This window comes from Natrinema amylolyticum (assembly GCF_020515625.1).
GTDB lineage: Archaea > Halobacteriota > Halobacteria > Halobacteriales > Natrialbaceae > Natrinema > Natrinema amylolyticum.
Genome location: NZ_JAIWPJ010000003.1, coordinates 146300 through 160126, shown reverse-complemented (window position 1 = coordinate 160126; position 13827 = coordinate 146300). Strand labels below are relative to the sequence as shown.

General features: G+C 67.1%; 10 protein-coding genes. 6 read left to right on the top strand and 4 right to left on the bottom strand.

Features of this window, described 5'->3' with window-relative positions:
- Nucleotides 1–16 precede the first annotated feature (16 nt).
- From LDH66_RS16435 to LDH66_RS16425, 3 genes are all read right to left on the bottom strand, one after another.
- Nucleotides 17–2200: a GAF domain-containing protein gene (locus tag LDH66_RS16435; RefSeq protein WP_226482175.1), complete on the bottom strand. Its 2184-nt coding sequence runs from the start codon at nucleotides 2198–2200 to the stop codon at nucleotides 17–19.
- Between the two features lie 139 nt (nucleotides 2201–2339).
- Complete coding sequence (locus tag LDH66_RS16430) at nucleotides 2340–3035, bottom strand: hypothetical protein (RefSeq protein WP_226482174.1); 696 nt, start codon at nucleotides 3033–3035, stop codon at nucleotides 2340–2342.
- Entirely contained in the window at nucleotides 3032–3688 is a 657-nt protein-coding gene (locus LDH66_RS16425; protein WP_226482173.1) for a hypothetical protein, read from the bottom strand. The genes LDH66_RS16430 and LDH66_RS16425 overlap by 4 nt, the downstream gene beginning before the upstream one ends.
- A 285-nt stretch (nucleotides 3689–3973) precedes the next feature.
- Here LDH66_RS16425 and alaS point away from each other — a divergent pair, with 285 nt between their 5' ends.
- From alaS to LDH66_RS16405, 4 genes are all read left to right on the top strand, one after another.
- On the top strand, nucleotides 3974–6751 hold the full coding sequence (alaS, locus tag LDH66_RS16420) for an alanine--tRNA ligase (RefSeq protein ID WP_226482172.1): 2778 nt from the start codon (nucleotides 3974–3976) through the stop codon (nucleotides 6749–6751).
- 78 nt (nucleotides 6752–6829) lie between these two features.
- Nucleotides 6830–7615 carry an alpha/beta fold hydrolase gene (locus LDH66_RS16415; protein WP_226482171.1) on the top strand — a complete coding sequence of 262 codons (786 nt, stop codon included), beginning with the start codon at nucleotides 6830–6832 and terminating at the stop codon, nucleotides 7613–7615.
- 64 nt (nucleotides 7616–7679) lie between these two features.
- Nucleotides 7680–8936 carry a class I adenylate-forming enzyme family protein gene (locus tag LDH66_RS16410; RefSeq protein ID WP_226482170.1) on the top strand — a complete coding sequence of 419 codons (1257 nt, stop codon included), beginning with the start codon at nucleotides 7680–7682 and terminating at the stop codon, nucleotides 8934–8936.
- Nucleotides 8937–9146: 210 nt separating this feature from the next.
- Nucleotides 9147–9887: a type 1 glutamine amidotransferase gene (locus LDH66_RS16405; protein WP_226482169.1), complete on the top strand. Its 741-nt coding sequence runs from the start codon at nucleotides 9147–9149 to the stop codon at nucleotides 9885–9887.
- A gap of 124 nt (nucleotides 9888–10011) precedes the next feature.
- On the opposite strand, the gene LDH66_RS16400 is transcribed toward LDH66_RS16405, so the two are convergent.
- A complete protein-coding gene (locus LDH66_RS16400; RefSeq protein WP_226482168.1) occupies nucleotides 10012–12198 on the bottom strand; it encodes a (Fe-S)-binding protein in 2187 nt (728 codons plus the stop codon).
- 181 nt (nucleotides 12199–12379) lie between these two features.
- On the opposite strand from LDH66_RS16400, the gene LDH66_RS16395 reads away from it, so the two are divergent.
- Nucleotides 12380–12970, top strand: coding sequence for a conditioned medium-induced protein 4 (locus tag LDH66_RS16395; protein ID WP_226482167.1), 591 nt, complete (start codon nucleotides 12380–12382; stop codon nucleotides 12968–12970).
- Between the two features lie 146 nt (nucleotides 12971–13116).
- A complete protein-coding gene (locus LDH66_RS16390; RefSeq protein WP_226482166.1) occupies nucleotides 13117–13803 on the top strand; it encodes a CRISPR-associated protein Cas4 in 687 nt (228 codons plus the stop codon).
- Nucleotides 13804–13827: the final 24 nt, after the last annotated feature.

Here is a 13827-nt window from a genome sequence, read left to right as displayed (position 1 = left end):
GTCAGCCACCTCCCTTTTAGTCTCCATCGCCGGCGCTGCCGTCGCCGGCGTCGACGCCGCGGAACGCGAAGGCGATGCGACCATCGTCCTCCGCGACGCCGACGTTCCAGCCGTGGGCGTCGGCGATGCGTTCGACAGTGCCGAGCCCGAAGCCGGTTCCGTCGGCCGCGGCCAACTGGCCGGGGACGGGATCCGTCTCGATCTCGCTGTCGGCGTCCGGGGCGTCGGTCTTGGGGTCGCGTCGAGCGACGTAGAAGCCGTCCTCGGTCGCGCCGACGGTGACCACCGTCGTTCCGTCGGCCGTGCTCGCCGTCTCGTCGCCCATACCGGCCGTATCATAGTCTGTATCGGTTGTTTCGTCGCCACTCTCGTCACCGGACTCGCCACCGCTGTCCTCGTCGATCACGGCTCCCAGCAGATGCTCGAACAGCTCCCGCAGCCGCGCTTTGTCCGCCTCGAGCACGCGGTCGTCGGGCGCTCGAGTCACGAGCCGCGCGTCGCCGGTCTCGACGGCGACCCAGGCCCGCCGCGCGACGTCGTGGATGGCGACGGGTTCGGTCTCGACGAGCACGTCGTCCTGCCGGGCGATCGCGACGAGCTGATCGACGAGTTCCCGTAACCGCTCCTGTGCATCGTCGACCTCCGCGAAGTGCTCGGCGTCGCCGGTCTCGTCGGCGAGCTCGAGGTAGCCCCGAGCGACGTTCAGCGGCGTCCGCACGTCCTCGTCGACCAGCTCCGCGATCGTCTCGAGTCGCGCTCGGGCGGCGGCCAGCTCCCGCTCGCGGCGGTTGGCCTCGGTCACGTCGCTGTAGACGATCAGCCCTTCGGGATTGTGATCGGCCCGCTCGCCGCCGGCGTCGGTGGTCCCGTCATTGGTGGCCCCATCGCCGCTCGCGCCCGCGTCGACCGGCACCAGCGTCAACAGGAACTCGCGGACGCCGTCGACGGTCTCCCGACGACTGACGAGCTGGCGGCGCTCGCCGGCCCGGAGCGACTCGAGAAGCGTCGCTCGCCGTTGCTCGAGCCCCGGCGGGACGGTGTCCTCGTCGACGGGCTCGCCGACGATCCCCTCGGGGTCGGTGCCGAAGACCTCGCTGAAGGTGTCGTTGCTGTCCCGGACGATCGGTCGCCCGTCGTCGATCTCGTAGCGGACCGCCGGCTCCGGGATGTTCGCGAACAGGGCCCGGAAGCGATCGCGTTCGTCGGCGAGGCGGTCGCGCTCGGCCGCGAGGTCGTCGCGTTCGCTCGCCAGCCGATCCCGCTCCGTCTCCAGTCGGTCGCGTTCCCGACGCAGCTGCTCGCGAGCCGTGCGCCGGCTCGCGTCGGCGTCGATTCGCTCGAGGACCGCGGCGGCGGAGCGACACCACGCGGCGAGCGAGTCGCAGTTGCGCTCGTCGAACGCCGCCGGCTCCTCGGCGGCGACCTGGAGGATGCCGATATCGCCGATCGGAACGCAACACAGCGACGTGATCCCTTCGAGAGGGGCCGTCAGCCGGTCGTCGGTCGCGAGATCGTCGACGCGAAGCGGCTCGCCCGTCCGGAGGGCCTCGTCGAGGACCCCGTCGCGCGAGACCGGCTCGAGATCGTCGTCCGGGACTCCCAGCGCGGTCGCCCGCGGCGTGAACTCACCGAAGTGAACCGTCGACAGCCAGCAGTACTCGCAGTCGAGGGCGTCGGCAGCGGTCTCGACCAGCAGCTCGAAGAGCGGATCGCGGTCGCGGCGGGCCGCCAGTTCGGGGACCGACTCGAGGAAGCGATCGGCGGGCCCGGGAGTCGACGCTGCGCGGTCGGCGTCTTCCGCGCTCTCCGCGCCGCGACAGACCCACTCGATCTCGTCCGCGAGGTGCGCGACGGCGTCGTCGGTATTCCGTCGGACGTAGCCGTCGATGCCCTCGGTCGACCGCGCGGCGGTCGGCGCGAACGACGCGTCGGTGAAGAGAACCACCGGCGTCGAGCCGCAGGCCTCGACGACTTCGAGCAGGGAGGAGCCCGCCGCCGTCGTCGGCGTCTCGGCGAAGACGACGCAGTCGGCTTCGGGAGCCCAGTTACGGACGCGATCGACGGTCGTGACGGCGTGGACCGACCGCTCGGGCCCGGATTCGATCGCCTCGAGAGCGCCGGCGCCGTCGCTGGCGTCCGTCTCCGCGTCGGCCACGTAGAGCACTGTTCGCGGTCGCTGGGTCGCTGACGCGTCCCTCATCCCGTCGGCGTTCAATTGTCTATATGGCGTGACTCTCTGTCAGGATAAAACTTTGCCGTCCGTATCGATCGCTGAGTCGTCCGCGGCGATCGACGGAGTCGAAATCGAAACCGACGGCCGCGATCGGCGAGCGCTCGCGCTACGACTCCGCGGTCGCGCGGTCATCACCGGTGTGCCACATCGAACGGATCGCGGCGAGCCAGTAGCAGCCGATGACGGCGCCGGTCACGAGCCAGAGGCTGCCGACCGGTGCGTACCACTCGAGCATGTAGGCGGGCGCGGCGTCGAGGAATCGACCGACGCCAACGGCGGCGACGATCGCGCTCCCCGTGACGAATAGCAACCGATTTTCGTCGACAGTCCCCGCCCGCCAGACTCGGAGCGAGTCCGCTCGCCGGACGTCAGCGGAGACGAGTGCGATTGCGGCGGCGGCCGCGCCGACGGTCAGCGCGATCGCGACGTCGAGGTCGAGTACGTACGCGCCGGCGACGGCGTCCCCGATGCCGACCGGGACGAGCGGGAGGACGAACGAGAGCCCCGGGCCGCCGTTCCAAGCCGCATAGCAGAACGGGACGAGCAGGATCGTCGGCGTCACCAGCGCGATGAAGACCATGCTGAGCGCGTCCAACCCCGTCGTCACCGTACTGCGGAGGGCGTCCGCGATCGGGACCCTCGTTCCGAGATGGCTGGCGAGAAGCGCCGCGATCAGTCCGAGCAGCGCGGCCACCGTGAGCGCCGTCCGCTGACGGTCGAGGCCGAGCAGCGGGTGCTCGAGGGCAGTCCCGACGGCCGTCCGGACGCCGACCGATCGGCGGTCGCCCGTCTCGGGACTCATGGCGACTCCGCGATGACCGTCGCGACCCCGTCGTGGTCGGGTCCCTTCTCGTTTCGCAGGTCGATCGCGCCCGGACTAACCGCCCAGCCGTCGGCGGCGAAGATCGCCTCGACGGTGTCCCGCCCGCGCTGATAGGAGGCGATCCCGTGTTTCGGGCGCGCGCTCGTGTCCTCGTGGGCTTGCATCGAGACGACGCTCTCGAACGACCAGCAGCGAACGTGTCGCCGGCCGTTGGTCCCGTAGTACGTTTGCGCGGCCGTCGCCTCCTGACGGACGTACGTCTCGTCGGTCCGATCCCAGGCGAATCGGGTGTACTCCTCGGGGTTGCGGACCCACCCTTCGTTCGTGAGGACGGACATGACCCGCTCGAGGCCGCGTTCGCCGTCGGCGTCGGGGAGGAGCACGACGTTGAACGGCGCGGTCGCGCGGTAGCCGTCGCTCGTCGGTTCGTAGTGGTAGCGGCCGATCGGCGCGTCGCTCTCGTCGGTGATCGGCTCGTCGAGCCAGTCGGCGATTTCCTCGGGGGGAGTCGCTGCCTCGACCGTACCGCTGGGATCGGTCGCGTCGGGCGGTGACGGGAGGAGGGCGACGCCGGCGGTCGTTCCGATCCCGGCCAGCCCGACCTTTCGGAGCACGGACCGTCGCGTCGACATCGTCAGCGCTCGCCTTCGCTCTCCCGCTCGTGATCGCTCGCGGTGCGATTCGCCATCGACTGATTCAGTACGCCGAATCGGGCCATCTCGGTACTCGTCCGATCTCGTTCTATTCCTACCATTACCGCCGAATTTAATTTGCAGCTATTTATTAATTACCTATCATTTCACTCGACGATCGCCGTCTTCCGTCGGTGCCCTGGTCGATCACGTTCCGTCGGACGATCGTTTCGCCGACGCCAGTTGCGGAACTGTTTTACGCGCTGCAGGGCCAATACACGCGTAATGAGCGAACTAGAGGAGGAGTACCGCCTCGAGTACTTCGAGGAGGAAGGATTCGAGCGCAAGGAGTGCCCGGAGTGCGGCGCTCACTTCTGGACGCGCGACGAGAGCAGGGTGACCTGCGGCGAGCCGCCCTGCGCGGAGTACGACTTCATCGACAACTCGGGATTCGACGAGTCGTACGACCTGACGGAGATGCGCGAGGCCTTTCTCTCTTACTTCGAGGCTAACGAGCACGAGCGAATCGAACCCTACCCCGTCGCGGCCAACCGCTGGCGCGACGACGTCCTGTTGACGCAGGCGTCGATCTACGACTTCCAGCCGCTGGTCACCAGCGGCGAGACGCCCCCGCCCGCGAACCCGCTGACAGTTTCCCAGCCCTGCATCCGGATGCAGGACATCGACAACGTGGGCAAGACCGGGCGACATACGATGGCCTTCGAGATGATGGCCCACCACGCCTTCAACACGCGCGAGGACGTCCCCGAGGACGAGTACGCCTACCACGGCGAGGTGTACTGGAAGGATCACACCGTCGAACTCTGCGACGGCTTCTTCGAGTCGATGGGCGTCGATCTCGAGGAGGTCATCTACATCGAGGACCCGTGGGTCGGCGGCGGCAACGCCGGGCCCGCCATCGAGGTCATCTACCGCGGCGTCGAACTCGCCACGCTCGTCTTCATGTCGATGGAGCAGGATCCGGACGGCGAGTACGAGATGAAAGACGGGAACCGCTACAGCCCGATGGACACCTACATCGTCGACACAGGTTACGGGCTCGAGCGGTGGACCTGGGTCTCCCAGGGCACCCCGACCGTCTACGAGGCGGTCTACCCCGACATGATCGCCTTCCTGAAGGACAACGCGGGGATCGACCACTCCGACGAGCAGGAGGAACTCATCCACCGGGCCGCCAAGCTCGCGGGTCACATGGACATCGACGAGGCCGAGGACATGGAGACCGCCCGCGGCGAGATCGCCGACGAACTCGGCGTCGACGCCGCGGAACTCGAGGAACTGATGGAACCCCTCGAGGACATCTACGCGATCGCGGACCACTGCCGCACCCTCGCATATATGCTCGGCGACGGCATCGTCCCCTCGAACGTCGGGACGGGCTATCTCGCGCGGATGGTCCTGCGCCGAACGAAGCGGCTCTGTGACACGGTCGGCGTCGACGCGCCGCTGGACGAACTCGTCGATATGCAGGCCGAGCGCCTCGAGTACGAGAACCGCGACACGATCCGCGACATCGTCCGCACCGAGGTCGAGAAGTACCGCGAGACGCTCGAGCGGGGCGGTCGCCGGGTCGAGACGCTGGCCGAAGAGTACGCGAAGAAGGGCGAGCCGATCCCGACCGACGAACTGATCGAACTCTACGACTCCCACGGCATCCAGCCCGATATGGTCGCCGAGATCGCCGAGGAGACCGGCGCGGACGTCGAGGTTCCCGACGACTTCTACAGCCTCGTCGCGAAGCGCCACGACACGCCCGAGGCCGTCGCGGAGGCCGAGGACGAGGAGGACGAGCGCTTCGAGGACCTCCCGGAGACGGAGAAGCTCTACTACGACGACCAGCAGCGAACGCAGTTCGAGGCGGTCGTCTTGGACGTCTTCGAGCGCGAGGACGGCTACGACGTCGTCCTCGATCAGACGATGTTCTACCCCGAGGGCGGTGGCCAGCCCGCGGACACGGGGACGCTCTCGACCGACGACGCGACCGTCGAGGTCGAGGACGTCCAGATCGAGGACGGCGTCATCCTCCATCGGACCGACGAGGATCCCGGTAAGGGCGAACTGGTCAACGGGCAGGTCGACGGCGGCCGCCGGCGACAGCTCATGCGCCATCACACGGCGACCCACATCGTCATCCACGCCGCGCGGCAGGTCCTCGGCGAGCACATCCGCCAGGCCGGTGCCCAGAAGGGCGTCGACTCCTCGCGAATCGACGTTCGCCACTACGACCGAATCGACCGCGAGGACGTCAAGCGAATCGAGGACCGCGCGAACGAGATCGTGATGGACAACACCGCGGTCTCCCAGGAGTGGCCCGACCGCCACGACGCCGAGGCCGAACACGGCTTCGACCTCTACCAGGGCGGGATCCCGCCGGGCGAGCAGATCCGGCTGATCCACGTCGCCGAGGACACGCAGGCCTGCGGTGGGACCCACGTCGCTCGCACCGGTGATATCGGCGCGATCAAGGTTCTGAACACCGAGCGCGTCCAGGACGGCGTCGAGCGGATCACCTTCGCGGCCGGCGAGGCCGCCATCGGGGCGACGCAGGTCAAAGAGGACGCCCTCTACGAGGCCGCCGAGATCCTCGACGTCTCGCCCGAAGACGTGCCCGAGACCGCCGAACGCTTCTTCGAGGAGTGGAAGGCGCGAGGCAAGGAGATCGAGGACCTGACGGAACAGCTCGCCGAGGCCCGCGCCGGCGGCGGTGGCGGCGGCGAGGAGGTCGAGGTCGGCGAGACGACCGCCGTCGTCCAGCGCCTCGACGCCGACATGGGCGAACTGCGAGCGACCGCGAACGCCCTCGCCGAGGAGGGCAAAATCGCGGTGCTGGGCAGCGGCGAGAGCGGTGCCCAGTTCGTCGTCGCCGTCCCGGACGACGTCGGCGTCAACGCCGGCGAGGTCGTCGGCGAACTCGCCGCGAAGGTCGGCGGCGGCGGTGGCGGCCCGCCGGACTTCGCCCAGGGCGGCGGCCCCAACGTCGACGATCTCGACGACGCGCTCGAGGACGCCCCCGACGTGTTACGACAGGTCCTGAACGCCTGATCACCGAGAGCCGCCGTCACCTCCCTCGCTCGAGTCGAAACCGTCCCCTTCTTTCACTGCCGTCCCGTCGATTCCCACATGCCCACTGCAACGAACGGGACCACCTCGCTGTACTACGATCGCGCGGGGGAGGGCGACCCCGTCGTCTTCGTCCCCGAGGCCGGACTCGGCGGCTGGCTGTGGGGCTGGCAACACGCCGCCGTCGCCGGTCCCCACGAGGCCGTCGTCTGGGACCTCCGCGGAACGGGTCGTTCCGACGCGCCGCCCGGTCCCTACGACCTCGAGACGCTCGTCGCCGACCTCGAGGCGATCCTCGCCGACTGCGAGTTCCGCAACGCCCACCTCGTGGGCTGCGGGCTCGGCGGCGCGATCGCGCTCCGGGCGGCCCGGACCTCGAGTCGCGTCGAGACGCTGACGTTGTTCGGAACCGCGGCTCGGAGCGCTGCATTCGACCTCGAACCGCTCTTCGCGTCGCCGGCCGATCCGGACGCGCTCCGCCGGTCGCTCGAGGCGGGGTTCTCCGAAGACTTCCTCGAGGCCCAGCCCGACGTGCTAGAGGGGATCGTCGACTGGCGAGCCGACGGCGACGCGGACCGCGAGGGCTGGGAGGCGCAGACCGCGGCGCTCGAGGGCTTCGACGCGACGGACTGGCTGGTCGAGGTGACCCAACCGACGCGGGTGATCCACGGCGGTGCGGACGAACTCGTGTCGCCGGCGGCCGGAGAGGAGCTGGCGCGCGGGCTTCCCCGCGGGGAGTTCGGACGGCTCGAGGGCGCGGGGCATCTCTGTTTCGTCGAGCGCTCGCGGACGGTCAACGATCGGCTGCTCGGCTTTCTCGAGGCACAGACCGACGATCCGGAGTGAATCGGACGAGTCGCGGCCGGCTCCCGTGCTTGCGACTGACCCCCTATCTACTACGTACTCGAGCGTGGACGTCCCAGTCGTGACTCTCTCGCTGGCGCGTCGGGCCGAGCAGTTCCCGGATCGGACGGCGGTCGTCGATATCTCCGAGCGGCGGCTGTACGCGCCCGCGGAGACGATTCACGAGGATCGTGTCTCCTACGACGAACTCTCGACGATCGCGACGCGGACGGCCGAACGGCTCGCGGCGCTGGACATCGGCTCGGACGACACCGTCTGTCTCGTCACGCGAAACCGGGTCGCCGCACTCGCGCTGTTTTTCGCCTGCCGACGCCTCGGGGCGACGTTCGCGCCGATCTCACACCTGTTGACGCCGGCGTCCGTCGAGCGCCCCTTCGACGTCTTAGAGCCCGATATCGTCGTCTCGGAAGCGGCCCAGCGTGATCTGGTGCGATCGATCCCGTTCGATCGGGCGGTGACGCTCGAGGAACTCGCCGAGACGGACCGTGCCGATGTCGACGTCGACGAGCAGCCGTCGGGAGCGAATCCGGCGCTGGCCGTCCACGGCGATTCGGGTCGCCCGATCGCCGGCTACTCAGCCGAGACTATCGAGCGCAACTGCGAAACGGGCGTCGCGGCGTGGGGGCTCGCCGCGAACGATACCGTTCCGCTTACCTCGCGACTGTCGGCCGTGGACGGTCTCGTCCGGGTCGCGCTGTCGGTGCTGTACGTCGGCGGGACGCTCCTGCTCGACCGCGCCTTCGACCCCGGCGACGCCGCGACCGCGATCGTCGAGGAGGGGGCGACGCTGCTGCCCGGCCGGGAGACGACCCTCCGCGATATCGCGGCCGAATCCGGCTTCGACGCGGCCGCCGACTCGCTCGAGCGGGCGATCTGTGCGGCCCCGGTCGCGGACGACGTGATCGCGGCATACCGGGACCGCGACGTCCCGGTCGCGCGGGTCTACGGCCGCCTCGAGTGTCCGACCGCGCTGAGCACCGGCTTCGCGGACGATTCGACCGCGACCGACGTCGACGGCTCTCCCGTCGGGCGACCGGTTGCGGAGTGCCGGGCGCGATTAGTCGACGACGAGACGGTCCTCGACGGAGCGGCCGAGGGGCGACTCCAGCTGTCGGGACCGATGGTCGCCGACGGCTACGTGAACGCTGCCGGTACCGACGACGAGAACTGGTACGAGCCGGCCGAACTCGAGAGCGACGACTACGACGAGGCCGAGGACCGCGGTCGATTCGCGGGCGATTGGTTCGACACGGGCGACCGGTTCCGCCGGGACGAGACGGGGGTCTATTATAGTAGCCACTGAAACGATTTACACGCTAATCGCAACGCAATCGTGCGATTAGGTGCAGTAACTTTCAGTGGCTACTATACCGCCAACGAGACGCCGTGGGGCGATCGTGACCGATTTCGATTTCTTCGCTCCGCGCGTCAGCGACGAGCTAGCCGTCCGCGGTTGCGGCAACCCCGGCACCGGGCGGAAAGACTATTTTTATCGAGTCGCCACTACAGCGTAATGAGTCAACTGCGAATCGCCGTCCTGAACGCGGCTCATCGGGACGAGAACACGACGCGGAACTTCCGGCGCGAACTCGACGCCTCGCTGGCGGAGTTCGACGCCACCGACGGGACGGTCCCGGACGGCTTCGACTACGACGGCGCCGTCGTCACCGGCTCCCGGTCGTCGGTCTACTGGGACGACGAGTGGATGGCACCGGTCAAGGAGTGGGTCGGCGACGCGATCGATCGCGGGATCCCCTTCCTCGGCGTCTGTTGGGGCCACCAGCTGCTCGCCGACGTCCTCGGCGGCACCGTCGCGGACATGGGCGTCTACGAGGTCGGCTACAGCGAGATCGAGCAGACCGCAGAGTCGCGGCTGTTCGACGGGATCGACGAGACCTTCACCGCCTTCACCAGCCACTCCGACGCGGTCACCGAGCTCCCGCCCGGTGCCGAGCCTCTCGCCGAGAACGACTACTCCAACCACGGCTTCCGTAAGGACCGGGTCTTCGGCGTCCAGTTCCACCCCGAGTACGACATGCGAACCGCCCGGGAACTCGTCCACCGCAAGGAACTCTCCGACGAACGCCTCGAGTCGATCCTCGGCCAGATCACCGAGGCGAACTACCGCGAGGCCTGCGAGGCGAAACTCGTCTTCGACAACTTCCTCGAGTTCGTCCGCGAGGTGAGGGCCGGCGATCTCGCCGCCGACGCGACAAAGCAGGAGCCATCGGCCGGCGTCGGCCGATCCGACTGAACGGAGCGGCCGCTCGATTTCTCACTGGCGATTTAGGCGAGGGTAGAATCGGTATTCGATCCCCTCACTCTCCGAGTCGTCGATACGAGCAGCGAAAACAGCGGTTCGAACGGAGACGGAGCCGTCAGTCGGCAGCGACTTCGACCTGCGCTTCGTCTTCCTTGCCGATGGCCTCGACGATGAGTTCGGCGACGTCGACGATCTCGATCTCGTCCTCGTAGTCGCCGGTCTTGCGACCGTCCTCGTACATCGTCATGCACATCGGACAGGCGACGACGAACTTCTCGATACCGCTGCCGGCGTCGGTGTCCTCGAGCGCTTCTCGAATCCGCTCCTCGCTGGGTTTGGGCTCTTCTTCGAAGTCCATCCAGAGGCCGCCACCGCCGCCGCCACAGCAGAAGGAGTTGCTGCGGTTGCGGGGCATCTCGTCTAACGTACAGCCCGTCGCTTTGATGAGTTCGCGCGGAGCCTCGTACTCGTCGTTGTACCGGCCCAGATGACACGGGTCGTGGTAGGTGACCGTGTAGTCGAGTTCGGTGCCCGACAGATCGAGCTTCCCGTCGGCGACGAGCTCCTCGACGGCCTGGGTCCAGTGGAGCACGTCGATCTCGCCGTCTTCGTTCCACTGCTCTTCGTACTCGAAGGGCATCATGGGGTCGTCGGCGAACTCGTCGAAGTTGACCTCCGGATACTCGTTCTTGAACGTGTTGTAGGAGTGGGGGTCCGTACAGACGATCTTGTCGAACTCGCAGTCTTCCCACGTCTCGACGTGGTGGCCGGCCAGTTCGACGTAGAGCAGTTCCTCGCCGACGCGGCGGATGTCGTTACCATCGAACTTCTCGTCGTCGAAGAGGATGCCGAAGCTGACGTCGGCTTCCTTGAGGATGGTCGCCAGCGAGCGGGCGACCTGCTTGTTGCGCTCGTCGTAACTCGGGAAGTCCCCGACGTACCAGAGGTAGTCGACCTCCTCCTCGCGGGCGTCCGTGACGTCGAACTCGAGTTCGTCGGCCCAGTCGCCCCGGTTGCGCGGCGAGTCGCCGAACGTATTGCCGTTCTGCATGACGTTCTGGAAGACGTCCTGCATGCTGGGAGCGACGTCGCCCTGGTCGGTCATCTGGCGGTTGAGTCGGGTGAAGCTCTTGAGGTGTTCGATTTCGACGGGACAAGCGTCCATACAGGCCATACAGGCCATACAGGACTCCATGGTCTCCGAGTTGATGACGCTCGTGCCGCCGTCGGCGATGATAGGTTGCTCCTCGCCGCCGGCGTCGAGATCCTCGCGGTAGGACTTCAGGTCGAGGATCACGTTTCGCGGATCCAGCGGCCGGTCGGAGGCCTTGGCGGGACAGACCGAAGAACAGCGGCCGCACTTGGTACAGGCGTCCTGATCCAGAATTTCCTTCCAGGTGAAGTCGTCGATGGACTCGGCGTTGGTCGCGTCCAGATCCGAGGGGACGTTGGGCAGGCGCTGTCCCGCTTTCTCGTCGCGCGTGACGACGTTCGCGAACGAGGAGATCATGTGGAACGGCTTGGCGTAGGGGATCCACGCGATGAAGAAGAACGCGAGCAGCGAGTGGGACCACCACGCGAGCCAGTGGAGGTTCTCGACGTTCAGGCCGCCACCGTTGAGCCCGGCCTCTTGGGCCCCCAGCGTCGGGAGTCCGATCGCGTCGAAGCCGAGTGCCATGCCGTAGGAGACGAAGCTGACGATCTCGTGGTCCGGAATGCCGGCGCTGTAGACGCGTAGCCCCTCGAGGAGGAAGCCACCGACGCCGAGCGCGAACAGGGTCCAGATGAAGGCATCGTCCTCGGTGGAGGTGTGTCGGTCCCAGAGACGGTGGTTGCGAACCCAGTAGCGTCGGTACATCGCCATCCCGATGCCGACGACGAACAGGAGCCCCAGTGCGTCGACCATGAACTGGTAGGCGAGATAGAAGTCACCGTTCCAGAACGACATGTGGAGGAGCTTCTGTGCGGCGTACTCCTCGGCCATCAGGATGAGCGTCGCGACGAACAGCGTCAGGAATCCCCACAGAATAAACGAGTGCATCAGTCCGCCGTAGAGGTCCCTGTTGAACTGTTTCTCGTTCGAGAACGCGATCTTGGTCGCGCTCGCGATGCGGTTCTGCAGATCGTCGAGCCGCGGGAACGAATCGTCGTCACCCGCAGCGTAGCGGGAGAACCGCTGATAGACGCCGTACGTGAAGACGGCGATAGCGGTAAACGCGAGGAGGTAAAACACCGCGTACTCGACGCTGGTGATCCCCCAGTACGTCTCCCTGGCTACGTCTGACTGTGCGAAGGCGTTCATATCCAATGAGGCGGATGGCTGTAACTTAATTCTTGCCACACCACCTGGAAGACAACCCCGTCGCCGTCTTGCGAAAATTTTCCTACTATTCTGAGTTTATAATTATCATCCATGTTTGACTTAGCGATCCAACGTGATCTGGCAACAGGCTTAAATAGACTCCCGTCTGGAGTGTCCACCCATGAACGATAAAACCGAAGAACTCCGGGATATCTTCACCAACGTCACCGACGGCGAGGAGACCGTCACCGAATCGCAGGAGAACACCCGCGGCTCGATCGAGCGAGACGAGCGATCGGACGAGGAACGCCTCGAGAGCGTCGTCCAGCAGATGCGCGAGCGCTACGAGTTCGAGACGCCCCTCTCGAACGATGATTTGCTCACGGTCGCCAGGGGCTTCTACGACGACCGAAGCGACGAGGAGATCGCCGACGAACTGGGCGTCGACGCCGACGAGGTCTTCGAGGCCCGACTGTCGCTCCACCTCGTGGCCGAGGACGACGCCGACGAGGTCGACCTCGTGGCAATCCGCGACCGCGAGGAAGACGACGCGACGCTGGCCGAGGAGTACGACGTCAGCGAGGCTCGGATCCGCCGCTACCGCCGGGTCGCGGCGGCAGAGGACCAGTCTCGAGCGGCGAACGACCGCTACCGCGACGAGTTCGACAGTATCCTCGCCGACGCCGACCTCTCCGAACGCATGACGTCCGATCTCCGCGAGGACGGCCTCGAGGACGCGACAGAGGGGATGGAGACCGAGGTCGACTTCTAAGTACCGAACGTTTTCACGGGGTCCTCGCTCGCCGCGCTCGCGTTCGGTGTGACGGATTGCACTGCAGTCGATTCCGCTGCTCCGTAGGCGAATCGCTATCCAGATGCGACCGAGACTTCTTATACGAGGGCGCGGCCAGACGGTTCGTGACCCGCGCGCTCGTCTCGTTCAGCGATCTGCGGACCGCCGCCTACTGCCCGCGGAAGTGTTACTATCAGCGGAGGCAGGCCGACGAGGACCGCGAGCCGCCGCCCGAGGTCGACTCGATCCGAGTGCTCGCGACCCGCTACGACGAACTGCTCGAGGCCCCGTCGGGAACCCTCGAGTCGGAGCCGATCGCCGTCCCGGCCGTTCGCTACCGCGATCGACTGGGCGCGACCCGCGACCGACTCGCGGACGCGGGCCAGTGGGACCGCCTCTGCGAACCCGCCGACCGAGAGGTGTTCGCGACCGGCCGCGACTGTCGCGGCGTCGTTCACAAGGTGCTCGCCGATCCGCTCGAGCCGGCGCTGATTTCGTCCGGGGAGCCGCCCGAAAACGGCGTCTGGGAGTCCCAGTCCGTTCACGCGGTCGCGGCCGCGAAGGCGCTGGCCTGGGAGCACCAGCAGTCGGTCGATCGGGCCTGGCTCGAGTATCCGGCCTACGGTGTGATTCGGTCGCTCGAGTTGACGACGCGACGGAAGGCGCAGTATCGGAGCGCGCTCCGGGCGGTCCGCGAGTTAGACGGTCCGCCGGCGCGGACGACCAACCGCTCGAAGTGCGAGTCCTGCGAGTTCGCGGCCGAATGTGGGGTCAAGACGCGGACCCTGCGGTCGTTGCTGGGGTTCGAATAGTGATTGCCCGCAGTTCTGCTCCTC

What these genes read in the sequence shown, in the direction of transcription:
- LDH66_RS16435 (WP_226482175.1), bottom strand. Translation starts at nt 2,200, where the DNA reads ATGAGGGACGCGTCAGCGACCCAGCGACCGCGAACAGTGCTCTACGTG.
- LDH66_RS16430 (WP_226482174.1), bottom strand. Translation starts at nt 3,035, where the DNA reads ATGAGTCCCGAGACGGGCGACCGCCGATCGGTCGGCGTCCGGACGGCC.
- LDH66_RS16425 (WP_226482173.1), bottom strand. Translation starts at nt 3,688, where the DNA reads ATGTCGACGCGACGGTCCGTGCTCCGAAAGGTCGGGCTGGCCGGGATC.
- alaS (WP_226482172.1), top strand. Translation starts at nt 3,974, where the DNA reads ATGAGCGAACTAGAGGAGGAGTACCGCCTCGAGTACTTCGAGGAGGAA.
- LDH66_RS16415 (WP_226482171.1), top strand. Translation starts at nt 6,830, where the DNA reads ATGCCCACTGCAACGAACGGGACCACCTCGCTGTACTACGATCGCGCG.
- LDH66_RS16405 (WP_226482169.1), top strand. Translation starts at nt 9,147, where the DNA reads ATGAGTCAACTGCGAATCGCCGTCCTGAACGCGGCTCATCGGGACGAG.
- LDH66_RS16400 (WP_226482168.1), bottom strand. Translation starts at nt 12,198, where the DNA reads ATGAACGCCTTCGCACAGTCAGACGTAGCCAGGGAGACGTACTGGGGG.
- LDH66_RS16395 (WP_226482167.1), top strand. Translation starts at nt 12,380, where the DNA reads ATGAACGATAAAACCGAAGAACTCCGGGATATCTTCACCAACGTCACC.